The sequence below is a fragment of the Phycicoccus sp. CSK15P-2 genome (assembly GCF_016888005.1).
Lineage (GTDB): Bacteria > Actinomycetota > Actinomycetes > Actinomycetales > Dermatophilaceae > Phycicoccus.
In genome coordinates this window covers 72,855-99,177 of sequence record NZ_JAFDVE010000011.1, presented here as the reverse complement: position 1 = coordinate 99,177, position 26,323 = coordinate 72,855, and the positions used below count along the sequence as shown (strand labels likewise).

The window sequence follows — 26,323 nt, the reverse complement described above, 5'->3', positions numbered from 1 at the left end:
CCCGCCTGGTGCCGGAAGGTTCGGTCGAGCACCCCGAACTTCGGGGTGCCCGACCCCAGGTTCCGGCATCAGGCGAAAATGGTGCGGGCGCCGGGCGAGAAGAGGTGGAGGTCAGTCCTTGGCGGTCTCGCCGGGCAGGGCCAGCATCTGGTCGAGCGCGACCCGCGCCCAGTGCGCGGTGTCCTCGTCCACCCGGATGGCGTTCACGACCCGGCCCTCGACGAGCGACTCCAGCGCCCACACGAGGTGCGGCAGGTCGATCCGGTTCATCGTCGAGCAGTAGCAGACGTTCTTCTCGAGGAACACGACCCGCTGCTCCGGGAACTGTGCGGCGAGCCGACGCACGAGGTTGAGCTCGGTCCCGACGGCCCACGACGTGCCGGCCGGGGCCGCCGCGACGGTCTTGATGATCTTCTCGGTGGAGCCGACCTCGTCGGCGAGCTCGACGACCTCGTGCCGGCACTCGGGGTGGACGATCACCTTGACGTCCGGGATCTCGCGCCGCGCCGCCTCGACGGCGTCGACGGTGAACCGCCCGTGCACCGAGCAGTGTCCGCGCCACAGGATCATCGTCGCGTCCCGTAGCTGCTCCACGGTGAGCCCGCCCATCGGCTTGTGCGGGTCCCAGACGACGCAGTCCTCGAGCGGTCGCCCGAGGTCGCGCGCGTAGGTGTTGCGGCCGAGGTGCTGGTCGGGGAGGAACAGCACCTTGCCCCCGTCCCCGGCCTGCTCGAGGGCCCAGGACAGCGCCGTCTTCGCGTTCGACGACGTGCAGATCGTCCCGCCGTGCCGGCCGGTGAACGACTTGATGGCCGCCGAGGAGTTCATGTACGTCACCGGGACCGTGCGGTCGGCGACGCCCGCCTCGACGAGCTGCTCCCAGCACTCCTGCACCTGGTCGACGGCGGCCATGTCGGCCATCGAGCAGCCCGCCGCGAGGTCGGGCAGGACGACGGTCTGGGTGTCGGCCGTGAGGATGTCCGCCGACTCCGCCATGAAGTGCACGCCGCAGAACACGACGTACTCGGCCTCGGGCCGGGCCGCGGCCTCCTTCGCGAGCTTGAAGGAGTCGCCCGTGACGTCGGCGAACTCGATGACCTCGTCGCGCTGGTAGTGGTGGCCGAGGACGAACACCCGCTCGCCGAGCGCCTCCTTGGCGGCCCGTGCCCGTGCGACGAGCGAGGGGTCCGACGGTGCCGGCAGGTCCCCGGGACACTCGACGCCCCGTTCGCTCTCGAGGTCCCGGCCGTGACCGAGGACGAGGAGGGGCAGCGGCGTGTGCCGGGGCGTGTCGGCTGTGGTCGTCACGCCCCGATCGTATGCCGCCGGTCCAGCGGCCCGGGTCCGACCTCGCCCGATACGCTCGCTGCGTGCGGGTCCTCATCGCTCCGGACGCCTTCGGCTCGACCCTCGGCGCGACACAGGTGGCCGAGGCCATGGCGGGCGGCTGGGCCGAGGGCGCGCCGCACGACGATGTCCGTACCCTGCCGCTCTCGGACGGTGGGCCGGGCTTCCTCGACGTCGTACAGCAGTCCCTCGGCGGGACGACGGTCGCGGTGACCGTCAGCGACCCGCTCGGCCGGGAGGTGCCCGCCGCGGTGCTCCTCGTCGACGAGCCCGGTCGCCGCACGGCGTGGGTCGAGGCGTCCCAGGCGAGCGGCCTGCACCTGCTGGGCGCGGACGAGCGCGACCCCACGGTGACGAGCACGTGGGGTGTCGGCCAGCTCCTCGACGCCGCCATCGGCGAGAGGGCGACCCGGGTCGTCGTCGGGGTCGGGGGCGGCGCGACGAACGACGGCGGAGCCGGGATGCTGGCCGCGCTCGGGGCCGGGCCCGCCTCCGTCCTCGCCCGCGGCGGGCTGGCCCTGCGGGGTGCGCCGGACGACGCGCTCCTCGGCCTCGCGGGAGTCATGGACCGGCTCTCCGGGGTCGACCTCGTCCTCGCGACGGACGACGACACCCCGCTGCTCGGGCTCTCCGGGACGAGCGCCGCCGACGCCCCTCGCAAAGGGGCCACCCCGGAGCAGGCCCAGGAGCTGGAGGGAGCCCTCGGCCACCTCACCGACGTCGTGGGCCGCACCCTGCTCCCGGCACCCACGGACCTCCTCACCGGGCGACCCCGCCGGCTCGACCGCGAGCCGGGGGCCGGCGCCGCGGGAGGGCTCGGCTACGCCCTGCTCCTCCTCGGGGCACGGGTGACCGGGGCGGTCTCGGAGGTGCTGCGCGTCACGGGCTTCGAGGTCGCGGCCGCGGGCAGCGACCTCGTCGTCACGGCCACCGGCCGGATCGACTGGCAGACCCTGCGCGGCTCGGTCGTCTCGGGGGTCGCGGAGGCGACGATGGCCACGGCGCGGCCGGTCGTCGCCGTCGCGGGGGAGTGCCTCGTCGGCCGGCGCGAGACGATGTCGCTGGGGCTGGCCGGCTGCTACGCGGTCGCCGACCACTCCCGCGAGCTCGACGCCCTGGTCGCCGACCCGGTCGCGACGCTGAGCTCGCGGACCGCCCGGGTGGCCCGGACCTGGTCACCCGCACGCTGACCCCAGGACGGGAGCCCGCGTGGCCGCGCCCCGCCGTGCCGCGGGGCCAGGACCCTGCGCGTCCCGAGCCCGACGTACAGTGGAGACGTCCGGGAACACCGGAGGCCGGCCGTCGGTTGAACCCCGCGGCACGCCCGCCGGTGTACCGCCCACGAACGTTCGAGGAGACCTCCATGAGCGACCAGCTCCAGACCACCGAGGCCACCCCCGAGGTCGGCACGCACGGCGTCGTCCTCACCGACATCGCCGCGTCCAAGGTCGCGTCCCTGCTCGCGCAGGAAGGACGCGACGACCTGCGCCTGCGCGTCGGCGTCCAGCCCGGCGGCTGCTCGGGTCTCATCTACCAGCTCTACTTCGACGAGCGCACCCTCGACGGCGACCTCGTCCGCGACTTCGACGGTGTCGAGGTCGTCGTCGACCGGATGAGTAGCCCCTACCTCGACGGCGCGACCATCGACTTCTCCGACACCATCGAGAAGCAGGGGTTCACGATCGACAACCCCAACGCCGGCAGCTCCTGCGCCTGCGGCGACAGCTTCAGCTGAGCCGCGCGACACGGGCCCGGGCCACCCCAGCGGTGGCCCGGGCCCGTCGCTGTCCGCGGTGCGGGTAGGTTGCGTCCCGTGCAGATCGCCGTCACCGGGTCCATCGCCACCGACCACCTCATGACCTTCCGTGGGAGGTTCGCCGACTCCCTCGTCGTCGAGCAGCTCGACAAGATCTCGGTCAGCTTCCTCGCCGACCGGCTGGAGATCCGCCGCGGCGGCGTCGCCGGGAACATCTGCTTCGGGATGGCCGTGCTCGGCAACCGGCCGGTCCTGGTCGGCGCGGCGGGCGAGGACTTCGCCGAGTACCGCAGCTGGCTCTCCCGGCACGGGGTCGTCACGGACCACGTCCGGATCTCCGACACCCAGCACACCGCCCGCTTCGTGTGCACGACCGACGACGACATGGCCCAGATCGCCACGTTCTACGCGGGGGCGATGAGCGAGGCGCGGATGATCGAGCTCGGCCCGATCCACGAGCGCTGGGGTCTGGACCTCGTCCTCGTCGCCCCGGACGACCCGGAGGCGATGCTCCGGCACACCGACGAGTGCCGTGGCCGGGGGATCCCGTTCGTCGCGGACCCCTCGCAGCAGCTCGCCTTCGCCGACGGCCCGTTCATCCGCCAGCTCGTCGACGGCGCCGACTACCTCTTCACGAACGAGTACGAGTCGCACATCACGGAGACGAAGACCGGCTGGACCCAGGACGAGATCGACGAGCGGGTCACGACGCGCGTCATCACCCTGGGCAAGGAGGGCGCGGTCATCCGCACCCGCGGGGAGGACGAGATCCACGTCCCGGTGGCCGGCGAGGTGGAGCGTGTCGACCCCACGGGCGTCGGCGACGCCTTCCGGGCGGGGTTCCTCGTCGGGCTCGCCGGTGGTCTCGGCCACGAGAGGTGCGCGCAGATCGGCTCGGTCCTCGCCGCCCACGTCCTCGAGACCGTCGGCACCCAGGAGTACACGGTGACCCAGGCGTCCTTCGTGGACCGGCTGACCGCGGCCTACGGCGCCGAGGCGGCGGCGGAGATCGCCCCGCTCGTGCGGTGCACCCAGCCCTGACGCCGGGGCGCACCGTGGTGTACCCACCGTCCGAGCCCCCGCCCAGCCCGTGGATGTTCGACGCAGCCCGCGGGGCGCCGGACGAGGACCTCGTCGCGGCCGGGGCCGACCTCGCCCCCGGGACCCTGCTCGAGGCCTACCGGCTCGGGCTGTTCCCCATGGGGCTCGGCCCGGACGGGCACGGCACGGTCGGCTGGTGGTCGCCCGACCCGCGCGGTGTCATCCCGGCCGGCGGGCTGCGGGTCCGCCCGTCGCTGCGCAAGGTGCTCGGCCGGTTCCGGCTGAGCGTCGACCGCGCGTTCGGTGAGGTCGTCTCGGCCTGCGCCGACCCCTCCCGTTCGGGACGCTGGATCACGCCCGAGATCGAGGCGGCGTACGGACGCCTGCACGAGCTCGGCTGGGCGCACAGCGTCGAGGTCTGGCAGGACGACGAGCTCGTCGGCGGGCTGTACGGCGTGTCCGTCGGCGGGCTGTTCGCGGGGGAGTCGATGTTCCACCGGGTCCGCGACGCGTCGAAGGTCGCGCTCGTCGGGCTCGTCCACCGCTTCCATGCCGACGGCGACCCGCGCCGGATCGTCGACGTCCAGTGGGCCACCGACCACCTGCGTCGGCTCGGGGCCGAGGAGTGGCCGCGCGAGGTCTACCTCGACCGGCTGCGCGAGGCGCTCGGCGCCCCTCAGGTCGACCTCGCCTCGCCGGAGCCGTCGGAGGTCGTCCCCGCGACCCGGACGGTGTAACGGGTCCACGTGCCGTCGTCCTCGACGGTGAGCCCGTGCCCCCGCATCCGGGCCCAGGCCGGGACGTCGGAGCGGGCGGCCTCGTCGTCGGCGAGCAGCACGACGACCTCGCCCGGTGCGAGGGAGCGGGCCGCGCGGGCGACCCGGACCACCGGGACGGGGCAGCGCGTGCCGCGGGCGTCGACGACCTCCGGGTTGCTCACAGGTCCGCGGTCCCGAGCCGCTCGCGGACCGCGGCTACGACCTCGGCGAGGACGGCGCAGAGCCGGTCGACGTCCTCCTCGCGGTCCGGGCACACCGACTCCAGCGGCAGCGTCACCCGGACGTTGCCGTGGGTCAGCACCCCCATGGCGGCGAGGACGTGGCTCGGCCGCAGCGCGCTCGACGTGCAGGCCGAGCCGGACCCGACCGCGAGCCCTCGCCGGGCCAGCTCCTCGACGAGCACCTCGCCGTCGGCGAGCAGGACGCTGAAGGTCACGACGTGGGGGAGGCGGGCGTCGGGGTCGCCCACGACCTCGACGTCGCGGACCGCCGCGGCGGCGGTGCGCACCCGCGAGACGAGCACCCGGGCCCGCTCGGCGTCGGTGCGGTGGGATGCCGTGCCCTGTCGCCAGGCCTCCGCTGCGGCGAGCACGCTCGGCACCCACGGTGTGGCGAGGGCACGACCGTGCTCGGCCTCGCGGCGGGGCCCGGGCAGCCCCCAGCGGGTCCCGGGCCGCACCGCGAGCAGTCCGAGCGGCGGACCTCCGAAGGCCGCGGCGTCGGCCACGACGACGTCACCCACGCCGGGGAGGGGGTCTCGGCCGAGGGAGGCGGTGGCGTCGACGAGCAGCGGCACGCCGGCGTCCGCGGCAGCCCGGGCGAGATCGAGGACGGGCTGGTGGGTCCCGACCTCGCCGTTCGCCGTCTGGGAGACGGCGGCGGCCACGCCGGGCTCGGCGACCTGCGCCGTGAACGAGGCGACGTCGACCCGTCCGGTGGGCCCGACCGGCACGGGGTCCTCGACGTCGCCGCGCAGCAGGACGACCGAGCGCTCCACGGCGGACGCGACGACGCGCTGGCCGACCCTCCGGCGTGCGTGCCGCAGACCGTCCAGCCCGACGGCGAGGGCGTCCTCCGCGGTCGGGTGCACGGAGAGGTCCTCGGGCCGGACCTCCAGGGCCTCGGCGAGGACCGCGCGGGCGGTGTCGAGGAGCGCCCGGGAGCGCCGTCCCGGGGCGTGGAGCCGCACGGGGTCGGCCCACGAGACCCGGGAGGCCGCGGCGAGGGTCTGCCCGGCGGCCGGGTGCAGCGGGCCGGGAGCCGCGTCCAGAACGCCCCGGGGGGTATCCGTCGAGGGGTCGCCGCGAGGGCTGTCGAAGGTGCCGTGCGCCACGCCTGAACGGTAGCCCCCTGCGTGTCCGACCCAGGTGGGGTGCAGTAGGGTTTTCACCGATCGTCCACTCCCGACCCGAAGGGTGCAGCGGTGCGCCAGCACGACCTCACCTCGCCCCGTCGCGACGGGCGCCGCTCCGGCGTCCTGGCCCTCGCCGGAGGCCTGGCCGTCGCCTCCCTCTCGGGATGTGCCAGCGCCGACCTGCGCGGTGACGTCTCCACCGGATGGCTCCCGCACGCGGTGACCGAAGGCGGCGAGCGGGTCACCTCCCTGTGGATCGGCGCCTGGATCGCGGCGATCGGGGTCGGCCTGCTCGTCATCGGCCTCATCGTCTGGTGCATGGTGGCCTACCGCCGCAAGCAGGACGACACCGAGCTGCCCGTCCAGCTCCGTTACAACATCCCGATCGAGATCCTGTACACGGCCGTGCCGATGCTCATGGTCATCGTGCTCTTCTACTACACGGCCCGGGACGAGGCCGCGCTCATCGACACCTCGAAGCAGCCCGACGTCACGGTCAACGTCGTCGGCAAGCAGTGGAGCTGGGACTTCAACTACCTCGAGGACGACGTGCACGAGGTCGGCACCCAGGCCATCCTCACCGGCGAGCCCGGTGCCGAGGAGACCATCCCGACGCTCTACCTGCCGGTGAACGAGCGCACCGAGTTCGTGCTCACGTCGCGCGACGTCATCCACTCCTTCTGGATCCCCGCGTTCCTGCAGAAGATGGACATGGTCCCCGGCCGGGTCAACCGCTTCCAGGTCGTCCCCACCCAGGAGGGGCAGTTCAAGGGCAAGTGCGCCGAGCTCTGCGGCGCCTACCACTCGCAGATGCTCTTCAACGTCAAGGTCGTCTCCCGTGCGGAGTACGACGCCCACATGGCCGACCTGCGCGCCGCGGACCAGACCGGCCTGCTCAACAACACACTCAACCGCGAGCAGCTGATGGACGGCCAGGACGTCACTGCCGAGGGAGGGAACTGACATGAGCGCCGCCTCCGACGCACAGATGCTCCGCGAGTCGACGACGGCCGGGCGCACCCGGTCGACGAGCAAGGGCAGCCTCGTCGTCAAGTGGATGACGACCACCGACCACAAGGTCATCGGCAACCTCTACTTCATCACCTCGTTCGTCTGGTTCCTCGTCGGCGGGCTCATGGCCCTGGTCATCCGCGCCGAGCTCGCCGAGCCCGGCCTGCAGTTCGTCGACAACCCGGACCAGTACAACCAGCTCTTCACGATGCACGGCACGATCATGCTGCTGCTCTTCGCGACGCCGCTGTTCGCGGGCTTCGCGAACGCGCTCATGCCGTTGCAGATCGGATCGCCGGACGTCGCGTTCCCGCGGCTGAACATGTTCGCCTACTGGCTGTACCTCTTCGGCGGGCTCATCGCGGGGGCCGGCTTCCTCACACCGACGGGTGCGGCCGCTTTCGGCTGGTTCGCCTACGCGCCGCTGTCCGACGCCACGTACAGCCCGGGCGTCGGCGGTGACCTCTGGGTCTTCGGTCTCGCCCTCGGTGGTTTCGGCACGATCCTCGGTGCCGTCAACTTCATCACGACCATCCTCGTCATGCGGGCGCCCGGCATGACGATGTTCCGGATGCCGATCTTCACGTGGACGGTCCTCGTGACCTCGATCCTCGTGCTCATCGCGTTCCCTGCGCTCGCCGCGGCGCTGTTCGCGCTCGGTGCGGACCGCCGCTTCGGGGCCCAGATCTTCGCGCCCGAGAGCGGCGGCGCCCTGCTGTGGCAGCACATCTTCTGGTTCTTCGGGCACCCGGAGGTCTACATCATCGCGCTGCCGTTCTTCGGCATCATCTCCGAGATCCTGCCGGTGTTCTCCCGCAAGCCGATCTTCGGCTACAAGACCCTCGTCTACGCGACGATCGCGATCGCGGCGCTGTCGGTCTCGGTCTGGGCGCACCACATGTACGCGACCGGACAGGTCCTTCTGCCCTTCTTCGCGATCATGACGATGCTCATCGCGGTGCCCACCGGGGTGAAGTTCTTCAACTGGATCGGCACGATGTGGGGCGGGAAGCTCGAGTTCTCCACACCGCTCGTCTGGGCGATCGGCTTCCTCGTGACGTTCCTCTTCGGGGGACTGACCGGCATCATCCTGGCCAGCCCGGCCCTGGACTTCCAGCTCTCCGACAGCTACTTCGTCGTCGCCCACTTCCACTACGTCGTGTTCGGCACCGTCGTCTTCGCGATGTTCGCCGGTTTCTACTTCTGGTGGCCCAAGCTGACCGGGCGGATGCTCGACGAGAAGCTCGGCAAGATCCACTTCTGGATGCTCTTCCTCGGCTTCCACACGACGTTCTTCGTCCAGCACGTCCTGGGCGCGCAGGGCATGCCACGGCGATACGCCGACTACCTGCCCGAGGACGGCTTCACGGTCGGCAACCAGATCTCCACGATCGGGGCGTTCCTGCTCGGGGCGTCGATGCTGCCGTTCTTCTACAACGTCTGGAAGACGTCCCGCACCGCGCCCCTCGTGCAGTCCGACGACCCGTGGGGCTACGGCGGATCGCTGGAGTGGGCCACGTCCTGCCCGCCGCCGCGGCACAACTTCGACCGGATGCCGCGGATCCGCTCCGAGCGCCCGGCCTTCGACCTGCACCACCCGGAGGCCGCGCCTCCCGGGACGCACCACCCGGACGCCCGGGCCCAGAAGGAGCACGCCCTCGTCTCGGCACTCGGCCCGGCCGACATCGGGGATGCCTCGATGGTCGACAGCACCCAGGAGGACTGACCATGCGCGCCATGGAGAGGATCGGCCTCCTGATCGGGGTCTTCGCCTTCGCCGTCGCCGCCATCTACTGGCCGTGGACCTCGTCGACGGAGCTCGGCACGGAGTGGGTCGGCGTCGTCGGCCTCATCCTCGCCGGGCTGCTCGGTTTCATGATCGCCTGGTACCTGTGGATGACCCGCCGCCGGCTCGACCGCGACCCGTCGGACGACCCGGTCGGCGAGATCGACGAGATCCAGGGCGACTACGGGTTCTTCAGCCCGTACAGCTGGCAGCCGCTCTTCCTCGCTGCAGGGGCGGCCGTGATATTCCTGGGCCTGGCCGTCGGCTGGTGGCTCGTCATCATCGGTGCCTTCTTCGCCGTGCCGGCCCTCATCGGCTGGACCTTCGAGTACTGGCGCGGTCCGCACGCCCTCTGAGCCGCTGACGCATCCCCACAGGGCCTCCCGGACGTTCCGGGAGGCCCTGTCGTATGCCGCGGGGAGAGTGGGACCGCTGGAGTCGGAGAAGGTGTCAGCCCCAGCCCAGCTCGTGCAGGGCGTCGTCGTCGATGCCGAAGTGGTGGGCTATCTCGTGGACGACGGTCACGGCGATCTCCTCGACGAGCTCGTCGTGGTCGACGCACATCCGGGACAACGGGCCACGGAAGAGGAGGATGCGGTCCGGCAGCGCCCCGGCGGCCCACACGTCTCCTCGCTCGGTGAGCGGCACGCCCTCGTAGACCCCGAGCAGCTCGGGGTCGTCGGCCGGTGGCTCGTCCTCGACGAGGAACACGACGTTGTCGAGCATGGCCATGAGCTCGGCCGGGACCTCGTCGAGGGCGTTCTCGACGAGGGTGTCGAAGTCCTCGCGGCTCGGGGGCTGCACGACGGAGACCCCGGTCAGTCGCTCGGAAGGGTCAGCGCGCGCAGTGAGGCCCGGCCGAGGGGCAGGCCGTTCCAGCGTGCGCTCACGCGACCGTCCGCGCATCGCAGCCGAAGGGTGTGTGGGGTCACGACGGCGGCCACGGTGGTCTCGAAGACCCCCGGCGCCGTCCAGCCACCCGAGGCGACCCACGGGGTGCTGCGGGCGTCGGTGACGGCCGGCCAGCCGCCGTCGGCGCAGGGGACGGTGACCGTCCGGTGGTCGTCGACGTGCAGCGTCCAGCCGTCCCCGGCCCGGTCGACGACGACCGACCTCAGGCTCGGATGCTCCTCGGTGGGGGTGTGTGCGAAGTGCCACGGGCCGATGCCGTCCGGGGCGACCTGCGACGCGAGCGCGGGCAGGGTGGACGGCCCGTCGGGTCGCTGCTCGGGCGGCGGGGGGAGAGCTGTGAGCGCGTCGTCGTCCAGCACCGGGAGCAGCTCCTCCCAGACGGCGTCGAGGAGGGCCTGGGTGTCCTGGGAGCACGACGTGACGGCGACGACGAGGTCCGCCTCCGGAACGACCACCGAGAACTGGCCCCAGGCGCCGTCGGCGCGGACGGCGCCGTGGCGGCACTGCCACATCTGGTAGCCGTACCCCTGCTGCCAGTCCGTGGTGCCGGGGTGCATGGACGTGTCGGTGTGCCGAGCCGTCATCCGTGCCGTCCAGCCCTCGGGGAGGACCCGGCGACCGTGCCAGACGCCGTCGCGCAGGACGAGCTCGCCGAGGTGGGCGAGGGCCTCGGTGCTCACGTGGAGGCCGCTGTAGCCGATGTCGGTGCGGCCGAGGTGCTGCCAGCTGGGGCCGACGATGCCGAGCGGGTCGAAGAGCCGGGGCCCCAGGTAGTCGACGAGGCGTTCGCCGACCCGGCGCTGCACCGCGAGGGCCGTGACGAGGCTGGCTCCGTTGTGGTAGACGAACCAGGTGCCGGGCTCCTCCTCGGGTTCTGCGCCGAGGAAGGTACGGGGGAAGTCCTCCAGGGAGCCGTCCCGCGAGACCAGTGTGTCGGCCCGGTGCCCCGTGGACATCGACAGCACGTCGTGGAGGGTCAGCCGGGCGGCACGTGGCCCGGCGACGTCCGCGGCCTCGGGGAAGAGGTCGACGACCCGTTCGTCGAGCGAGAGGCGCCCCTCGGCCTCGGCGAACCCGACGGCGCAGGCCGTGAACGTCTTGGACACCGAGTACACGAGTCCCGGCCGACGGTGGTCGTAGGGCGTCCAGGAGCGCTCCGCGACGACGTGACCGTGCCGTACCACCACCAGGCCGTGCGGCTCGACGCCGCTGCCGAGCCAGCGCTGGACGAGGTGCTCGAGCGCCTGCGGTGGCACACCGTGCTCCGCGGGCGCGCTGCGGGGCAGGGGAGCGGCGGTGGGGGTCGTCACGACCCCAGCCTAGGCAGCGGCACGGAGGTCGACGGCCGCCCGGACGAGGTCGGCGTTGCCGGTGGCGATACGACCGTCGGGCAGCTGCACCGAGTCCTCGAACCCCACGCGGGTGTGGTGGCCGAGAGCGAAGGCCTCCCGCACGAGGGGCCAGGTGAACGTGCCGTCGCCGTGGGTCAGCCGTGCGCAGGCGACACCCGCGGCGTCCAGGCGTTGCCACACGTCGGCGGCGACCTGCCGAGGGTCACCCGTGAGCCGGTACGGCTCGCCGGGGGAGAGCTCGACGCTGACCCGGGTCAGGTGGGGGAGCAGGCCGGACGCGACGAGGGCATCGACCTCCGCCGGTGCCCAGACCCCGGCGTCGACCCCGATGCCGGCGTCGACCAGCGTGGCCATGACGGTCTCGAAGCCGGGTTCGCCGACGTTGACGGTCGCGCAGTCGACGCCCTCCCACTCGCGGACCATCGCGACCCGCTGGGTGACGTCGGGGACGATCCACGCGCCGGTGGTGAGGCCGACCTCGAGGTCGACGCCGCACTCACGACCCACCTCGCGGACCGCGGCGCAGGTCTGCGCGACGACCGTGGGGTCGAGGGACTCAGCCCCCGCGGCGTCGCGAGCGTGCAGATGCACGCCGTCGGCTCCGGCACGGACGCACTCGCCGAGGTCGTGGAGGACCTCGTGGAGCAGAACGGGGAGGGCAGGGTGGCGCTCGCGGCCGAAGGGGCCGTTGGGAGTCACCTGGAGCATGTGGTGAACCCTAGGTCCGAGCACCGACGAGGGCCGCACCTGTGTGGGTGCGGCCCTCGTCGGAGGTGGGCAGTCAGTGCCGGCCGGCGGTCTCCGCGGACTCGATCTCGGCGGCACCAGCGGGTGCTTCGATGGCCTCGGTCTCGTGACCGTGGTGGTGCGCCGCCGCGAGCTCGGCCGGGGTGACCGGGTTGACGGCGTCGGCGAAGTAGAACCTCGAGAGCGCGGCCCGGAACCGGTCCTTGCGGGCCGCCGGGCGGGCGACCCCGTGCTCGTCGGTCTCGGCCTCGAGCTCGAGCGGGTGCACGGCCTCGTGCTGGACGAGGATCCACTGGTCCTCGGGCAGCTCGGTGTCGTGGCGCTCGAAGAAGCGGCCGTCCGGCGTGCGGATGATCGTCCCGGACTCGCGACCGTGGAGCACCTGGTCGCGGTCCCGGCGCTGGAGGGCCAGGCAGGTGCGCTTGGTGACCCAGAACACGATGGGCGGCAGGACGAACAGGCCGATCCGGAAGAACCACGTGATGTCGTTGATCGACATCCCGAGCTTGATGGCCATGATGTCGTTGCCGGCCGCGAACATGAACACCGTGTACGCCGTGATGCCGGCCATCCCGATGCCGGTGCGCACCGGGGCGTTGCGCGGGCGGTCGAGCAGGTGGTGCTCACGGTCGTCACCGGTGACGAACCGCTCGACGAACGGGTAGACGCCGAGCACCATGTAGACGAGCGGAAGCAGGACCAGGGCGCCCAGGGCGATGTTGAGCGACAGCGTGAACCCGAAGAAGGTGAACTCCAGCCACCCCGGCAGCAGCCGCAGGGCGCCGTCGGCGAAGCCCATGTACCAGTCGGGCTGCGACCCGGCGGTCACGGGGGAGGGGTCGTAGGGGCCGTAACCCCAGATCGGGTTGATCTGGACCAGCGCCGAGATGAGCGCGATGACGCCGAAGACGATGAAGAAGAACCCGCCGGCCTTGGCCGCGTACACCGGCATCACCGGGTAGCCGACGACGTTGTCGTTGGTCCGGCCCGGGCCGGGGAACTGGGTGTGCTTCTGCAGGGCGACGAGCCCGATGTGCGCGGTGAAGAGCCCGACGAGGACGGCGGGGATGAGGAGGACGTGCGCGCTGTACAGGCGCGGGATGATCATCTCACCCGGGAACGGACCGCCGAAGATGCCGTACACGAGGTAGGACCCGATGACCGGGGCCGTCTGGACGAAGCCGGCCATGGCCCGGATCCCGGTGCCGGACAGGAGGTCGTCCGGGAGGGAGTAGCCCGCGAAGCCCTCGATGATGGCGAGGAGGGCCAGCACCGAGCCGATGACCCAGTTGAGCTCGCGCGGCTTGCGGAAGGCGCCGGTGAAGAACACCCGGAACATGTGGACCACGACAGCCACGGTGAACATGAGCGCGGCCCAGTGGTGGATCTGGCGGATGATGAGCCCGCCCTTGATGTCGAACGAGATGTGCAGCGTCGAGGCGTACGCCTCGGACATCTCGACGCCTCGCAGCGGCACGTACGAGCCGTCGTAGACGGTGTGCCCGGCGCTCGGGACGTACCAGAAGGTGAGGAAGGCCCCGGTGACGAGGCAGATGATCATCGAGTACATCGCGATCTCACCGAGCATGAAGGACCAGTGGTCGGGGAAGACCTTCTTCATGAGGTAGCCGACCGGCTTGGCGGCGCCCGTGCGGTCGTCGACCCAGCCGGCGAACCCGCCGATCGAGCGGGCGCCGGCGGAGGGCGGGGTGGCCGGTGCGGAGTCGCCCTCACGGAGGGCGTCGGCGGGACGGGGGTCCGGCGCTGTCGTGGACATCTCAGCCACGCTCCCAGAAGCTCGGGCCGACCGCCTCGCGGAACGGCTGGGCGGAGACGAGGTAGCCCTCGTCGTCGACGGTGATCTTCAATTGTGGCAGGGGACGCTTGGCAGGGCCGAAGATGACCTTGCAGTCCTGGGTCACGTCGAAGGTCGACTGGTGGCACGGGCAGAGCAGGTGGTGCGTCTGCTGCTCGTAGAGCCCGACCGGGCAGCCCACGTGGGTGCAGATCTTCGAGTACGCGACGATGCCCTCGTAGCCCCAGTCCAGCTCCTTCTGGCTCTTGATCTGGGCCGGGTCCAGCCGCATGAGGAGCACGGCGGCCTTCGCCTTCTCCTCGAGCAGGTGCTCGGCGCCGCCCTCGCCGGTCTCCTCGTCGGGCAGCAGCCCCTCGGGCATGACGTGGTACACGGAGCCGATCGTCACGTCGGCGGCCTTGATCGGGACGTTCTCGGGGTCCTTCATCAGGCGCATGGGTGAGAAGGTGGGCTCCTCGCCGGGCCCGGAGGGCCCGCCGTTCCACCATGTCAGGGAGAGGCTCTTCTTCGGCATCTCGCCGAGGGAGCCTCCGACCTGCAGGACGAGCGGGACGGCGAACAGGCCGAGGGCGCCGCCGAGGGTGTACTTGATGAGCGGCCGGCGCATCACCTGGGACGAGCCGCCCTCCTCGGTGATGACCCGGACGACCTCCGCGCGCTCGGCGTCGCTGGCCCGCATCGGGTGGCGCTCCTCGACGACCTCGTGGTCGGGCATGAGCGTCTTGGCCCAGTGCACGGCCCCGAGGCCGATGCCGAGCATGGAGAGCGCGAGGCAGACCCCGAGGCCGGCGTTCGTGGCGCTCGTGTAGCCGACACCGGGGATGAAGACCGTCTGCTCGACGTCGAGGAGGAAGTACAGGACGATGAACGCGAGGGTCCCGACGATCGAGATGCCGAAGAGCGTGGCGACCTGCTTCTCGGCACGCCTCGCGGCCGCCTCGTCGACGTCCGCCATCCGGTGGTGGTGGGCCGGGAGCCCGGGGTTGGTGAAGCGGTCGGGCAGCCCGCCCGTGCCGACGACGTGCCCGTCGTCGAGGCGCACGGCGTCCCCGTGGTCGCCGCGGGCGACCTCGGTGCCGGTGGTGGGGGTGTCCTGGTCGTTCATCGGGGTGCCGACTCTCTCTGCACGGTCAGGGGGCGGTGGGCGGGGCTAGGCGGACTTCGAGCCGAGCCAGACGGCGCAGCCCACGAGGATGCCGAGCCCGAAGACCCAGGCGAACATGCCCTCGGTCACCGGGCCGAGCGACCCGAGGGTCATCCCGCCGGGGTTCTCCTGCTCCGAGATGGTGTCGAGGAAGGCGATGACGTCGCGCTTGTCCTCGGGGGTGATGTTGTCGTCGTTGAACACGGGCATGCTCTGCGGGCCGGTCTGCATGGCCTCGTAGATGTGCTTGCCCTCGACCCCGCGCAGTGCCGGGGCGTACTTGCCGCGGGTCAGGGCGCCGCCGGAGCCGGCGAAGTTGTGGCACATCGCGCAGTTGACCCGGAACAGCTCGCCACCCTTGGCGGGGTCACCCTTGGTGGGGTCGACGGCCTCCTCGCTCGGGACCGAGGGGCCTGGGGCGAGCGAGGCGATGTAGGCGCCCAGGGCGTCGATCTGCTCCTGCTCGAACACGACCTCCTCGGACCGCGCGGCCTGGACGGCAGGTGCGGTCATCGGCATCCGGCCGGTACCGACCTGGAAGTCGACGGCGGCAGCACCGACGCCGGCGAGGGAGGGGCCGGCGATCTCGTCGCCGTCACCCGTGGCCCGGCCCTCGGCGTTGAGGCCGTGGCAGGAGGCGCAGTTGGCCCGGAAGAGGGCCTTGCCCTCCTCGACGGACTGGGCGGGGAGCGCCTGGGTCGTCGCGTCCGCCGGCTCGGGGGCGACCGCGGCGTAGGCGGCACCGGTGAGGAACAGCCCGATCATGAGGAGGACGGCGATCGCCGCGGGGTGGCGGCGGCGGGCGGCCAGTGCGTTCACGAGGGGTTCCTGTCGTCTGCTGCGGTCTCGGGTCGGCGGTCGGCGGTCACTTCAGCACGTAGATCATGAGGAACAGGGCGATCCACACGACGTCGACGAAGTGCCAGTAGTACGACGTGACGACCGCGCCCGTGGCCTGGGCGTGGCTGTACCGGCGGGTGGTGAAGGTGCGGCCCAGGATGAGGAGGAAGGCGATGAGGCCGCCGGTCACGTGCATGCCGTGGAAGCCGGTGGCGAGGTAGAAGATCGACCCGTAGGAGTCCGAGGACAGTGTGACGCCCTCCTCGACGAGCGTGGCGTACTCGAGCACCTGGCCGGCGATGAAGACTGCGCCGAAGATGTACGTGAGGACGTACCACTCGCGCATGCCCCAGGCCTTGACCGAGGTCAGACGGGTGCCCGCCGGGCGGGCCGGGACACCGCGCTCGGCCTGCCAGACGCCGAGCTGGCACCACACCGAGGAGACGACGAGGATCAGCGTGTTCGCGGCCGCGAACGGCACGTTGAGCATCTCGGTGCGCTCGTCCCAGAGCTCCGGGAGGTGCCCGCGGAGCGTGAAGTAGAAGGCGAACAGCGCGGCGAAGAACATGAGCTCGCTCGACAGCCACACCATGGTGCCGACGGCGACCATGTTCGGCCGGGTCGCCGGCCCCTGACCGGGGATGGAGGGCACCGGTCCCGTGTGCTGGAGCGAAGCTGCTGCAGAAGACGCCACGCGGGCATTATGCCGACAACCGAGGGGTCGACACGAGGGGACCCCCCGCAAGGCTCGACAACGCCGGCGCAGTGGTCGGTCCCCTGCGGCGGGCGGGCGCCTGGCCGTCCGGGCGTGTCGGCTCGCTACGATGCCGTGCATGAGCGACTCCCACGGCCACGCAGGTACCCCGACCGGCCCGGACACCGACGGCGTGCACCGGGTGCGGGTGCTGCTCTACAGCGACGACATCACGACGCGGGACGCCGTGCGGGCCGCCGTGGGCCGCCGGCCGGCCCGGGACGTCGAGGTCGCGGCCTGGCACGAGTGCGCGACCGCAGAGGCGGTCATCGAGGCGGCCGACGCCGGCGGCCACGACGTCCTCGTCCTCGACGGCGAGGCCACGCCGGTCGGCGGGCTGGGGCTGTGCCGGCAGCTGAAGAACGAGATCTTCCGCTGCCCGCCGGTGCTCGTCCTCACGGGGCGCCCGCAGGACGCCTGGCTCGCGGGCTGGTCGCTCGCCGACGACGCCGTGCCGCACCCGCTCGACCCGATCGCCGTGTCCGAGGCCGTCGCCGGCCTCGCCCGGGGCCGGGTCTCCGTCGGCTGACGCCGTGCCCTCCGGCACCGGCGGGCCCACCTGGCCCGACCTCACCTCGGCGCTGCTGCGCGGCGAGCACCTGGGCACCGAGCAGTCGGGCTGGGCCATGGACCAGGTCATGCGCGGCGAGGCGACGCCCGTGCAGCTCGCCGGCTTCCTCGTGGCGCTCCGGGCCAAGGGCGAGACCGTCGAGGAGCTCCGCGGTCTCGCCGACGTCATGCTCGCGCACGCGCACCGCATCGAGGTCCCCGGCCCGAGCGTCGACATCGTCGGCACCGGCGGGGACCGGATGCACTCGGTCAACATCTCGACGATGGCCTCGGTCGTCATCGCGGCCACCGGCCTGCGCGTCGTCAAGCACGGCAACCGCGCGGCGTCGTCGTCCACCGGGTCGGCCGACGTCCTCGAGGAGCTCGGGGTCGACCTCTCGCTGCCGCCCGAACGGGTCGCCGAGGTCGCCGAGCGCGCCGGCATCACGTTCTGCTTCGCGGCGGCCTTCCACCCGTCCATGCGGCACGCCGCGGTCACCCGGCGGGACCTCGGGATCGGCACGGCCTTCAACGCGCTCGGCCCGCTGACCAACCCGGGGCAGCCCACGTACGCGGCCGTGGGCGTGGCCGACGCCCGGCTCGCGCCGCTCATCGCGGGGGTCTTCGCCGGACGGGGCCGCCCGGCGGCGGTGTTCCGCGGTGACGACGGCCTCGACGAGCTCACCCTGGCGACGACCTCGACGGTGTGGTGGGTCGCCGACGGTGCGGTCCACGAGCTCGCGGTGGCGCCGGGGGACGTCGGGCTCGACGAGTCCCCGGTCGAGGCGCTGCGCGGCGGGGACGCCGCGTTCAACGCCGAGGTCGCCCGGCGGGTGTTCGCGGGTGAGCCGGGCGCCGCGCGCGACGCCGTCGTCCTCAACGCCGGGATGGCCCTCGCCGTCGCGGCCGGACTGCCGCAGGTGTCACGGGCCGGCCTCGTCGACGCCCTGGCGGCCGGGGTGGACCGGGCCCGGGAGGCTCTGGACTCCGGTGCCGCGGCGCGGCTGCTCGACGGGTGGGTCGCGACGACCCGCGCGCTCGCCGCCCCCTGACCGCGGTCTCAGCCCTCGATGCCGAGGCTGAACGCCGACTCGAGGTCGTGCACGGAGTAGGTGCGGAACGCGATGTGGGTGTTGGTGCCGGTGACCCCGGAGACCTTGTTGAGTCGGTCGGCGATGACGTCGGCCAGTGCCTCGTGCTCGCGGACCCGGACCATGGCGACGAGGTCGGCGTCCCCGGCCACCGAGTAGACCTCGGTCACGCCGTCGAGGTCGGCGATCTCCTGGGCGACCTCGGGGATGCGGTCGACGTCGGCGCTGATGAGGACGATGGCGGTGATCACGTCGTCAGCCTAGCCACCGGCTCGCGGTCAGAGCGTCCGGGCGAGGAGCGCCTCGAGCTCGCGGAAGTGCCGCTCGGCGCCGGCCTCCTGGTAGGACGCGGTGTCGGCCATCGTGTAGCCGTGCGGCGCGTCGGGGTAGACCTCGTTGCGGGCGACGAGGCCCTGGGCCTCCAGGGCCGAACCCAGGGCGGCGACCGCCTCGGCGGGCATCGAGCGGTCGGCGTCGGCGTGCCCGAACACGAACTCGGCGCGGGCGTCGACGAGCCCGAGATGAGGGCTGTCCGGCTCGTCGGTCACGAGGCCGCCCCCGTGGAACCCGCCGCAGGCGGCGATGTCGCCGGGATGCTCGCTCGCGGCCCGCACGGCCAGGCGGGCACCCATGCAGTAGCCGGTCGTGGCCATCGGTCCGGCGGTGACCTCGGCCCGGTCCCGCAGGGCGAGCACGTAGGCCGCGACGTCCGGGACGGCGAGGTCGCTCGTCAGCGACCGGACGCGGGCCATGGCGTCGCCCATGAAGGACTCGCGGCCCTCGGCCGTCGTGAGGTCGACCCGCGGCACGAGGGCCTCGACGTCCCCGTCGCGGTGGAAGACGTTGGGGGCGAGGACGACGTACCCCCAGGAGGCGATCCGGTCGCACATCGCCGCGATCTGCGGGCGGAGCCCGATGGCGTCCATGAAGAGGAGGACTCCCGGGCCCTGGCCGCCCGGGGGCAGCGAGAGATGGGCCTGGGTGGTCCCGTCGGGGACCGGGACGTCGACGAGACGGAGGTCGCTCACCGGGTGAACGCTACCGGTCGGGGGTGGGGGCGACCTCGGGCGCCGGTCAGCCTCGGACGAGACAGAAGGGGTGTCCGGCGGGGTCGAGGTAGACGCGGAAGCCGCCGTCCGGGGACGGCTGGTGCTCGTGGACCGTGGCGCCCGCGGCGAGGACGGCGGGCTCGGCCGCGGCGATGTCCGGCACCGAGAGGTCGAGGTGGAACTGCTGCGGGTGCGCGCCGCCGGGCCAGGTGGGTGGCTGCCAGTCGGGGATCCGTTGGAAGGACAGGGTGGTGCGGCCGTCCGGGTTCGTCGGGGTGATGCCACCCCCCGGTGGCACGAGGTTCACGAAGTCCTCGTCGGCGTCCTCCTCGACCTCCCAGCCGAGCACCTCGGCGTAGAAGCGGGCGAGGGCCATGGGGTCGGGGCAGTCGAGGACGACGAGGTCGAGCAGCGGCTTGGTGGTCATGGCGGTGACACTAGGCGCGGATGCGGACGACGCGCGTCCGCATCCGGCGGCCGGTTCACCGCACGCCTGCGAAGCCGGCGGTCGTCCGGCGGGAGGCCTCCAGCGGCTCGAGCTCCTCGCGGACGGCGGCGGCGCCCGCGACCGGGCACGTCCACGGGCCGTCGACGTCGACGATGCGGACCCCGGGGGACTCCAGCCAGTGGAGGATCTTCTCGCTCTCCTCGGGCGTCGCGGCGGTGGACGGCGCGACGGGGGCCGCGACGACCTCGGCACTGGCCCGGAGCGCGGCGATGACCGGCATCGGGTCGGCGCCCCGCGCGGACGTGGTGCTCCCGGCGAGGCGTCCGTACCGGACGCAGACGACCTCCCAGCCCCCGGTGACCGCGCGGCGTGCGGCGACGAGCTCGGGAATGGCGGCGAGGGGGGCCAGCCGCTGGCTGCGGGAGGCGCCCCGGACGAGGGCGACGAGCCGGTCGCGGACCGTCCTGGCGTCCTCGAACCGCTGCTGGCCGGAGAGCTCGGTCATCCGTTCCTGGAGGGCGACGAGGAGCTCACGGGTGCCTCCGCCGAGGAGCGCCGCGGCGCGGTCGACGACCTCGGCGTACTCCTCGACGCTCTGCGCCCCGGTGCACGGTGCGCCGCAGCGGCCCATCTCGGCGAGCGCGCAGGCGCTGCGTGGCGTGCGGGGCGAGAGCCGCTGGACGCACTGCCGCAGCGGCAGGACCTCGTGGACCGCGGCGACGGCGGCCTCGGCGGCCCGGCGCGACCCGAACGGCCCGACGTAGCGGGCGCCGTCGGCGGCGACCGCGCGGACGACGGACAGCCGGGGGAAGGGCTCGACGGTGAGCTTGACCCACAGTGCCTTCTCGGGGTGGCGCGAGCGGCGGTTGTACCGCGGCTTGTGCTCGGCGATGAGCCGCAGCTCGCGGACCTCGGCCTCGAGGGTCGTCGCGCAGACGACCGGGCTGACCGACTCGGCGAGGCGCACCATCTCGCCCATCCGGCGCCGGTGCTCGGAGGCGGTGAAGTACGAGCGGACGCGGGTGCGGATGGACACCGAGGTGCCGACGTAGAGGACCCGGCCGTGGCCGTCCTTGAAGAGGTAGACCCCGGGGGCGTCGGGGAGGGAGTCGGCGAGGTGGCGCTTGCGGCGGCGGGCGGGGGAGACCCGGCCGGTGTAGTCGAGCAGCTCCTCGAGGGAGTGCACCCCGAGGTTGCCCACGCGCCCGATGAGGCCGTGCAGGACGTCGACGGTGGCCCGGGCGTCGTGCAGGGCCCGGTGGTCGGGCGTCGTGGTGGACCGGAAGAGCCGGGCCAGGGAGCCGAGCCGGTGGTTGGGCACCTCGTCGCGGCGGACGACCTGGCGGGCGAGGTGGACGGTGTCGAGGACGGGGAACCCGGGCCAGGAGTGACCGGTGCGCTCGGCGGCCGCGGTGAGGAAGGAGACGTCGAAGCGCGCGTTGTGCGCGACGAGCACCGACCCGGCCGCGAACTCGAGGAACGCGGGCAGGGCCGCCTCGATGCGCGGCGCGTCGGCCACCATCGCGTCGGTGATGCCGGTGAGGACCGAGATGAAGGCCGGGATGGGCTCGCCGGGGTTCACGAGCGTCTGGAGCTCGCCGACGACCTCGCCGCCGCGGACCTTGACGGCGCCGATCTCGGTGATGGCGCACTCGGCCGGGCTGCCGCCGGTGGTCTCGAGGTCGACGACGACGAAGGTCACGGACGACAGGGGGGTGCCCAGGTCGTCGAACGTGCCCTGGACCATCGCCATGCCGCAGACGGTAGGCCGGGGCGCCGACAGCACGTCCGAGGCGCGCGGGACGGGCCGCGGACGACGCGGTGGCAGGCCGGGGGGCCCGTGCCCACGAGGGGGTGTCGGTGGTCGTCCGTAGTGTCGGCCACGACCCCAGCGGAAGAGGTGAGACCCATGACCCGGGACGACGTGCTGACCGTCGAGTGCCGGACCTGCCCGGTACGCGAGCTGCACTGTGACGACTGCATGGTGCCCGTGCTCCTCTCGATCGGCGGCCCTCGCGGTGAGTCCTCCCTCGACGCCGAGGAGCGCGCGGCCGTCACGCGCCTGGTGCGGGCCGGGCTGGTCGACGCCGAGGCCGCCGGTCGCGCGCGGGCCAGGCTCGAGCCGGGCGAGGAGCTGCCGGGCCGCGCCGTCGGCTGAGCGACCCGCGGGCTCCCTACGATGACCCGGTGCCCGTCCCTGCCCTCCGCGCCGTCCGGTGTGCGGTGGTGCTCGCCCTGATCGCGCTCCCGGCGTGCAGTGGCCCGGCGGACGCGCCGTCGACCGGCTCGGGCACCGCCACGAGGACGCCCGGAGCCCCTACCGGCGGCTCGCCCTCCGATGTGGCCTCGGCCGTCGGCGCCGTCCTCGCGGCGCGCGACGCGGCGCTCGCGGCCGGCGACGAGAAGGCCTTCACGGCCACCGTCGCCCATGTCGACGGGGAGGCCGGACGCGCCCAGCTCGCCGCGTTCCGGGCCGCCCGCGCGCTGCGGGCCACGGTGAGCCACGACGTCGTCCCCCCGGTCGACGACGCCGAGGCCGTCGACGTCGTCCAGCGCTACCGCGTCGCCGGGGTCGACCGCGCCGACCGCACCGCCACCGTGCGCTACTCCGTCGTCCCCCGGGGCGACGGATGGCTGGTGGCCTCCGAGTCCGCGACGGCGGGGTCCGCAGCGCCGCCCTGGCTCGCCATGCCCGGCCTGACCACGCTCCGCACCACCCACGCCGTCGTCGCGGGAAGCGCGGAGCCCGCCGCCCTCGACTCCGCCGCCCGCACGGTGGACCGTGCCCTTCCCGCCCTCGCCGAGCACTGGTCCGGCACCCCGGAGCGCACGCTCGTCCTCGTGCCGAGCACCGAGGACGAGGCCGGCTCGCTGCTGGGGTCCTCCGGTGGTGGGCTGGCGGCGACGACCGACGGTCCGGTCGGTCCGGACGGGCTGGCCACGGGCGACCGCGTCGTCCTCGACCCGCAGGCCCGACGCCGGCTCACGGACACCGGCCGGGACGTCGTGCTCACCCACGAGCTCGTCCACGTCGCGGTCCGGGCGTCGGCCCCCGGGGAGGCACCCACCTGGCTCGACGAGGGCTACGCCGACCACGTCGGGTACGCCCGGGCGGGGCTGCCGGAGCGCCGCCTCGCCGCGGCGCTCGTCGCCGCGGTCGGGTCCGACGGCGTCCCGGGAGACCTCCCCGCACCCTCCGCCTTCGACCCTGCCGCCGGTGGCGTCGAGGTCGGCTACCTCGCCGCGTGGCAGGCCGCCGAGACCGTCGCCGAGCTCGCGGGTGAGGACGGGCTGCGGCGCCTCGTACGGGCCTGCCGCAGCCCGGACGGTCCGCGGGACGCCGAGCGGGTCTGCGACGCCGCGATGCCGGGCATCCTCGGCACCGACCGGGCCGGGCTCATCCGGCGGTGGCAGCTGCGGTTGCAGGCTCTCTCCGGCTGAGCGGCCCGACCGCCAGCGAGGCCGCCACGAGCGCGGCGACGAGCCAGTACTGGTTGTAGAAGGCCTGCTTGTTGACGAGGTTCGCCACCGCGAGGACGAGGGCGAGCCACCGCAGGACCTCCGCGAGCCCTGGCTGCCGCCGCCACACCGCCCAGCAGGCCCCGGCCACCGCGCCGAGCATGACGAGGCCGGTGACCGCGAAGGGCAGCGTGACCCCGTGCTCGTTGAGGAAGTACAGGTACCAGGTGTTCGCGAAGCGGATCGGGTGGAAGGCGAGCAGGGTCGTCACGGTGTCCTCGAGGAACGCCGCGGGGTCTGCCAGGACCCAGGGCGTCATGAGCACCCCGGCCAACCCGCCCGCCGCGAGGGTGCGCCGCCACCCGAAGGGTCGCCAGACGAGGAGCACCGGGGCGAGCAGCGCGAGGTGCTGCTTGCTCGCGCAGGCGAGCGCGAGCGGGACGACCGCCCACCAGGCGTGGTCGCGCCGTACCAGCACGGCCCACCACACGAGGAGCGCCGCGAGCACCGGCTCGGTCCATGCCTGGTCGACCTGGGTGAGGGTCCCGGGCGCGAGGACGAGCATTCCCGCGACGGCAGCGCCTCGTGCCGCGTCCCCACGCCGTCCCCCGGCCAGGGCCCACAGGCCGGCGAGCAGCACGAGCGACCAGACCGCGAGCATCCAGCGCACGTCGCCGGCCAGCCAGCGGCCAGGTGCGGTGAGCATCGACATCCAGGGCAGGTAGGGGAAGAAGTCCTGGACGCCGGGAGAGTCGCGCCACTGCTGGGTGTACATGTTCTCGCCTCGTGCGGTGGCGTCGGCGGCCTGCTGCAGCACCACCCAGACGTCGATCCTCGGCGCGCGGTCACCGAGGACGGTGACGACCGCGAGCGTCGCGTGCGTCACGAGGGCCGCCGCGAAGGCTGCCGGGGCGAGCCGGCGGCCACCGGCGAGCAGCCCGGCGACCGCGAGGCCCCCGACGACGAGCACCCCGAGCGCCGCGGTGCGCCATCCACCGCGCAGGTAGGAGAAGAGCGGGACGAGCACCGTGACGGCCACCGAGACCACGACGACCCCGGGCGCCAGCCAGCGGGGCAGTGGCACCTCGACCCGGCGCACGAGCCAGACCGCCAGCAGGGCGGTGCACGCCGTGAGCGTCAGGACGATCGGCAGCCGGAAACGGACGACGCTCCACTGGAGGACCCCGAACCACCCCAGCCAGCCAGCGGCGAGCAGGACCGCCGGCACCACGCCGGGCGGGGGGCGGCGGGGGCGCGCGGGCGGCGCCGGGTCAGCCACCGTAGAGGGCGTCGACCTCGTCGGAGAAGTCCCGCATGACGACGTTGCGCTTGAGCTTGAGGGAGGGGGTGAGGTGCCCGGACTCCTCGGTGAAGTCCCCGTCGAGGATGACGAACTTGCGGATCGACTCCGCCTTCGACACCGCGGTGTTGGCGTCGTCCACCGCCTCCTGCACCGCTGCCCGCACTCGCTCGTCGTCGCGGGCCTTGCTCAGCGGGACGTCCTCCAGACCGTGGTTGGCCGCCCAGGCGGGGTACATCTCCTCGTCCAGGGTGACGAGCGAGGCGATGAACGGCTGGCCGTCGCCGACGACGATGCACTGGCTGACGATCGGGTGCGAGCGCAGCCGGTCCTCGAGCACCGCCGGCGCGACGTTCTTGCCGCCCGCCGTCACGAGGATCTCCTTCTTCCGGCCGGTGATCCGCAGGTACCCGGCGTCGTCGAGCTCGCCGACGTCACCGGTGTGGAACCAGCCGTCGCGTACCGCCTCGTCGGTGGCGTCCTGGTTCCCCCGGTAGGCCCGGAAGACGTTGATGCCCCGGATGCAGATCTCGCCGTCGTCGCCGATCCGCACGTCGACCCCCGGCAGTGGTGGCCCGACCGTCCCGATCCGCATCGCGTCCGGGAGGTTGACCGTCGCGGGTGCGGTCGTCTCGGTGAGCCCGTACCCCTCGAGGATGTTGACCCCGATGCCGCGGAAGAAGTGCCCGAGGCGGGTCCCGAGCGGGGCACCGCCGGACACCGCGTACTGCACCCGGCCGCCCATCGCCTCACGGAGCCTGGCGTACACGAGGCGGTCGAAGAGGGCGTGCCTGACCTTCAGGCCGAAGGGGACGGTGCCGGTGTCGAGGGCCTCCGACCACGCGACGGCGGCCGCGGCGGCGCCGGCGAAGATCCGGCCCTTGCCGCCGGCCTCGGCCTTGGCCTCCGCCGAGTTGTACACCTTCTCGAAGACCCGTGGCACGGCGAGGATGAACGTCGGGCGGAACGCCGCGAAGTCGTCCATCAGCGTCTTGAGGTCCGAGCTGTGACCCATCCGTACCCCGGCGGTCACGGCGAGAACCTCGATGAAGCGCGCGAAGACGTGCGCCAGCGGGAGGAAGAGCAGGGTCGAGGCGCCGTCGGCGCGGACGACCTGGTGGATCTGCTCGCCCGCGTTCTCGGCCAGGGTGAGGAAGTTGCCGTGGGTGAGCTCGACGCCCTTGGGGCGGCCGGTCGTCCCGGACGTGTAGATAACGGTGGCGAGGGAGCCGCGGTCGAGGTCGGCCCGCTGTGCGGTGAGCTCGTCGTCGGCGACGTCGGCCCCGTCGCGGCTCAGGGTGTCGATGTCGCCGTGGTCGACGACCCACACGTGGTCGAGCCCGGAGAGCCGCTCACGGACCTTCTCGACCGCGCCGAGGTGGGCCTCGGTCTCGACGAGGACCCCGACGGCGCCGGAGTCGGAGAGGATCCACTCGACCTGGTCCGGGGAGGACGTCTCGTAGACGGGTACCGGCACGGCGCCCGCCGCCCAGAGCGCGAAGTCCGCGAGGGTCCACTCGTAGCGCGTGCGGCTCATGATCGCGACGACGTCCCCCGTGGCCACCCCGGCGGCGACGAACCCCTTGGCGAGGGCGTCGACCTCCGCGGCGAACGTCGCGGAGGTGACGTCCGTCCAGCCCGCCTCCGTCCGCACCGAGAACGCGACCCGGGCGGGGTCGTCGGCCGCGAGCCGGGCCGGCAGGTCACCGAGGGTGCCCTCCGTGGTCTCGGCCAGGACGAGTGGGGTGGACATCTCGTGCACCGTCGGTGCTCCTTCGGACGCGGGGT

27 protein-coding genes are annotated in these 26,323 nt (G+C 73.0%); 11 read left to right on the top strand and 16 right to left on the bottom strand.

Features of this window, described 5'->3' with window-relative positions; all coding sequences use genetic code 11:
• Nucleotides 1-111 precede the first annotated feature (111 nt).
• Nucleotides 112-1,308, bottom strand: coding sequence for a quinolinate synthase NadA (gene nadA, locus JQN72_RS07400; protein ID WP_204134524.1), 1,197 nt, complete (start codon nt 1,306-1,308; stop codon nt 112-114).
• 62 nt (nt 1,309-1,370) lie between these two features.
• Between nadA and JQN72_RS07395 the strand changes: the two genes are divergently transcribed.
• The 4 genes from JQN72_RS07395 (at nt 1,371) to aat (ending at nt 4,881) form a co-directional block, all read left to right on the top strand.
• Nucleotides 1,371-2,537, top strand: coding sequence for a glycerate kinase (locus JQN72_RS07395; RefSeq protein ID WP_204134523.1), 1,167 nt, complete (start codon nt 1,371-1,373; stop codon nt 2,535-2,537).
• Nucleotides 2,538-2,710: 173 nt separating this feature from the next.
• Nucleotides 2,711-3,082, top strand: coding sequence for an iron-sulfur cluster assembly accessory protein (locus JQN72_RS07390; protein ID WP_204134522.1), 372 nt, complete (start codon nt 2,711-2,713; stop codon nt 3,080-3,082).
• A gap of 78 nt (nt 3,083-3,160) precedes the next feature.
• Nucleotides 3,161-4,144, top strand: a complete 984-nt coding sequence (locus tag JQN72_RS07385; RefSeq protein ID WP_204134521.1) for a carbohydrate kinase family protein — start codon at nt 3,161-3,163, stop codon at nt 4,142-4,144.
• Between the two features lie 53 nt (nt 4,145-4,197).
• Complete coding sequence (gene aat / locus JQN72_RS07380; RefSeq protein WP_204134520.1) at nt 4,198-4,881, top strand: leucyl/phenylalanyl-tRNA--protein transferase; 684 nt, start codon at nt 4,198-4,200, stop codon at nt 4,879-4,881.
• Here the strand turns inward: aat and JQN72_RS07375 are convergent.
• Together JQN72_RS07375 and JQN72_RS07370 are read right to left on the bottom strand one after the other, a co-directional pair.
• Nucleotides 4,821-5,084 (bottom strand): sulfurtransferase TusA family protein, encoded by a 264-nt coding sequence (locus JQN72_RS07375; protein ID WP_204134519.1) that lies wholly within the window; start codon nt 5,082-5,084, stop codon nt 4,821-4,823. The two genes, aat and JQN72_RS07375, sit on opposite strands and share 61 nt — an antisense overlap.
• Nucleotides 5,081-6,256 carry an aminotransferase class V-fold PLP-dependent enzyme gene (locus JQN72_RS07370; RefSeq protein WP_204134518.1) on the bottom strand — a complete coding sequence of 392 codons (1,176 nt, stop codon included), beginning with the start codon at nt 6,254-6,256 and terminating at the stop codon, nt 5,081-5,083. The genes JQN72_RS07375 and JQN72_RS07370 overlap by 4 nt, the downstream gene beginning before the upstream one ends.
• A gap of 90 nt (nt 6,257-6,346) precedes the next feature.
• Here JQN72_RS07370 and coxB point away from each other — a divergent pair, with 90 nt between their 5' ends.
• From coxB to JQN72_RS07355, 3 genes are read left to right on the top strand one after another with little or no spacing between them, the layout of a single operon-like run.
• Nucleotides 6,347-7,240 carry a cytochrome c oxidase subunit II gene (gene coxB, locus JQN72_RS07365; RefSeq protein WP_204134517.1) on the top strand — a complete coding sequence of 298 codons (894 nt, stop codon included), beginning with the start codon at nt 6,347-6,349 and terminating at the stop codon, nt 7,238-7,240.
• A gap of 25 nt (nt 7,241-7,265) precedes the next feature.
• Nucleotides 7,266-9,014 carry a cytochrome c oxidase subunit I gene (gene ctaD, locus JQN72_RS07360; protein WP_239100306.1) on the top strand — a complete coding sequence of 583 codons (1,749 nt, stop codon included), beginning with the start codon at nt 7,266-7,268 and terminating at the stop codon, nt 9,012-9,014.
• An 11-nt stretch (nt 9,015-9,025) separates the two neighbouring features.
• The gene (locus tag JQN72_RS07355; RefSeq protein ID WP_239100279.1) at nt 9,026-9,430 is read left to right on the top strand and encodes a cytochrome c oxidase subunit 4; all 405 of its coding nucleotides are present in this window, start codon (nt 9,026-9,028) and stop codon (nt 9,428-9,430) included.
• 94 nt (nt 9,431-9,524) lie between these two features.
• Here the strand turns inward: JQN72_RS07355 and JQN72_RS07350 are convergent, their stop codons facing one another.
• The 7 genes from JQN72_RS07350 to JQN72_RS07320 all read right to left on the bottom strand — a co-directional run bounded on the left by JQN72_RS07350 (nt 9,525) and on the right by JQN72_RS07320 (nt 16,495).
• Nucleotides 9,525-9,878 carry a metallopeptidase family protein gene (locus JQN72_RS07350; RefSeq protein ID WP_307812497.1) on the bottom strand — a complete coding sequence of 118 codons (354 nt, stop codon included), beginning with the start codon at nt 9,876-9,878 and terminating at the stop codon, nt 9,525-9,527.
• A gap of 14 nt (nt 9,879-9,892) precedes the next feature.
• Nucleotides 9,893-11,296 (bottom strand): serine hydrolase, encoded by a 1,404-nt coding sequence (locus tag JQN72_RS07345; RefSeq protein WP_204134513.1) that lies wholly within the window; start codon nt 11,294-11,296, stop codon nt 9,893-9,895.
• A 9-nt stretch (nt 11,297-11,305) separates the two neighbouring features.
• Nucleotides 11,306-12,046: a 3-keto-5-aminohexanoate cleavage protein gene (locus JQN72_RS07340; protein WP_204134512.1), complete on the bottom strand. Its 741-nt coding sequence runs from the start codon at nt 12,044-12,046 to the stop codon at nt 11,306-11,308.
• A 73-nt stretch (nt 12,047-12,119) separates the two neighbouring features.
• Entirely contained in the window at nt 12,120-13,862 is a 1,743-nt protein-coding gene (locus JQN72_RS07335; protein WP_204134511.1) for a ubiquinol-cytochrome c reductase cytochrome b subunit, read from the bottom strand.
• Between the two features lies 1 nt (nt 13,863).
• A complete protein-coding gene (locus tag JQN72_RS07330) occupies nt 13,864-15,006 on the bottom strand; it encodes a ubiquinol-cytochrome c reductase iron-sulfur subunit (RefSeq protein ID WP_204134510.1) in 1,143 nt (380 codons plus the stop codon).
• A gap of 45 nt (nt 15,007-15,051) precedes the next feature.
• Complete coding sequence (locus JQN72_RS07325; protein ID WP_204134509.1) at nt 15,052-15,864, bottom strand: c-type cytochrome; 813 nt, start codon at nt 15,862-15,864, stop codon at nt 15,052-15,054.
• Nucleotides 15,865-15,910: 46 nt separating this feature from the next.
• Complete coding sequence (locus tag JQN72_RS07320; RefSeq protein WP_204134620.1) at nt 15,911-16,495, bottom strand: heme-copper oxidase subunit III; 585 nt, start codon at nt 16,493-16,495, stop codon at nt 15,911-15,913.
• 223 nt (nt 16,496-16,718) lie between these two features.
• On the opposite strand from JQN72_RS07320, the gene JQN72_RS07315 reads away from it, so the two are divergent.
• Both JQN72_RS07315 and trpD read left to right on the top strand, forming a co-directional pair.
• Nucleotides 16,719-17,168, top strand: coding sequence for a hypothetical protein (locus tag JQN72_RS07315; protein WP_239100278.1), 450 nt, complete (start codon nt 16,719-16,721; stop codon nt 17,166-17,168).
• Between the two features lie 4 nt (nt 17,169-17,172).
• Nucleotides 17,173-18,240, top strand: coding sequence for an anthranilate phosphoribosyltransferase (gene trpD, locus JQN72_RS07310; protein ID WP_204134508.1), 1,068 nt, complete (start codon nt 17,173-17,175; stop codon nt 18,238-18,240).
• Between the two features lie 8 nt (nt 18,241-18,248).
• On the opposite strand, the gene JQN72_RS07305 is transcribed toward trpD, so the two are convergent.
• The 4 genes from JQN72_RS07305 to JQN72_RS07290 are packed head-to-tail and all read right to left on the bottom strand — an operon-like array spanning nt 18,249 to nt 21,529.
• Nucleotides 18,249-18,530, bottom strand: a complete 282-nt coding sequence (locus JQN72_RS07305; protein ID WP_204134507.1) for an Lrp/AsnC family transcriptional regulator — start codon at nt 18,528-18,530, stop codon at nt 18,249-18,251.
• A 27-nt stretch (nt 18,531-18,557) separates the two neighbouring features.
• Nucleotides 18,558-19,307 (bottom strand): dienelactone hydrolase family protein, encoded by a 750-nt coding sequence (locus tag JQN72_RS07300; RefSeq protein ID WP_204134506.1) that lies wholly within the window; start codon nt 19,305-19,307, stop codon nt 18,558-18,560.
• 46 nt (nt 19,308-19,353) lie between these two features.
• Nucleotides 19,354-19,755: a VOC family protein gene (locus tag JQN72_RS07295; protein WP_204134505.1), complete on the bottom strand. Its 402-nt coding sequence runs from the start codon at nt 19,753-19,755 to the stop codon at nt 19,354-19,356.
• A gap of 55 nt (nt 19,756-19,810) precedes the next feature.
• A complete protein-coding gene (locus JQN72_RS07290) occupies nt 19,811-21,529 on the bottom strand; it encodes a DEDD exonuclease domain-containing protein (protein ID WP_204134504.1) in 1,719 nt (572 codons plus the stop codon).
• A gap of 156 nt (nt 21,530-21,685) precedes the next feature.
• Here JQN72_RS07290 and JQN72_RS07285 point away from each other — a divergent pair, with 156 nt between their 5' ends.
• Nucleotides 21,686-21,934 (top strand): hypothetical protein, encoded by a 249-nt coding sequence (locus JQN72_RS07285; protein WP_239100277.1) that lies wholly within the window; start codon nt 21,686-21,688, stop codon nt 21,932-21,934.
• A gap of 29 nt (nt 21,935-21,963) precedes the next feature.
• Nucleotides 21,964-23,217: a hypothetical protein gene (locus JQN72_RS07280; protein WP_204134503.1), complete on the top strand. Its 1,254-nt coding sequence runs from the start codon at nt 21,964-21,966 to the stop codon at nt 23,215-23,217.
• Here JQN72_RS07280 and JQN72_RS07275 read toward each other — a convergent pair.
• Together JQN72_RS07275 and JQN72_RS07270 are read right to left on the bottom strand one after the other, a co-directional pair.
• Nucleotides 23,174-24,514: a hypothetical protein gene (locus tag JQN72_RS07275; protein ID WP_204134502.1), complete on the bottom strand. Its 1,341-nt coding sequence runs from the start codon at nt 24,512-24,514 to the stop codon at nt 23,174-23,176. The genes JQN72_RS07280 and JQN72_RS07275 overlap by 44 nt on opposite strands.
• On the bottom strand, nt 24,507-26,297 hold the full coding sequence (locus tag JQN72_RS07270) for a long-chain fatty acid--CoA ligase (protein ID WP_374190880.1): 1,791 nt from the start codon (nt 26,295-26,297) through the stop codon (nt 24,507-24,509). Before JQN72_RS07270 ends, JQN72_RS07275 begins: the two co-directional genes overlap by 8 nt.
• Nucleotides 26,298-26,323 lie beyond the last annotated feature (26 nt).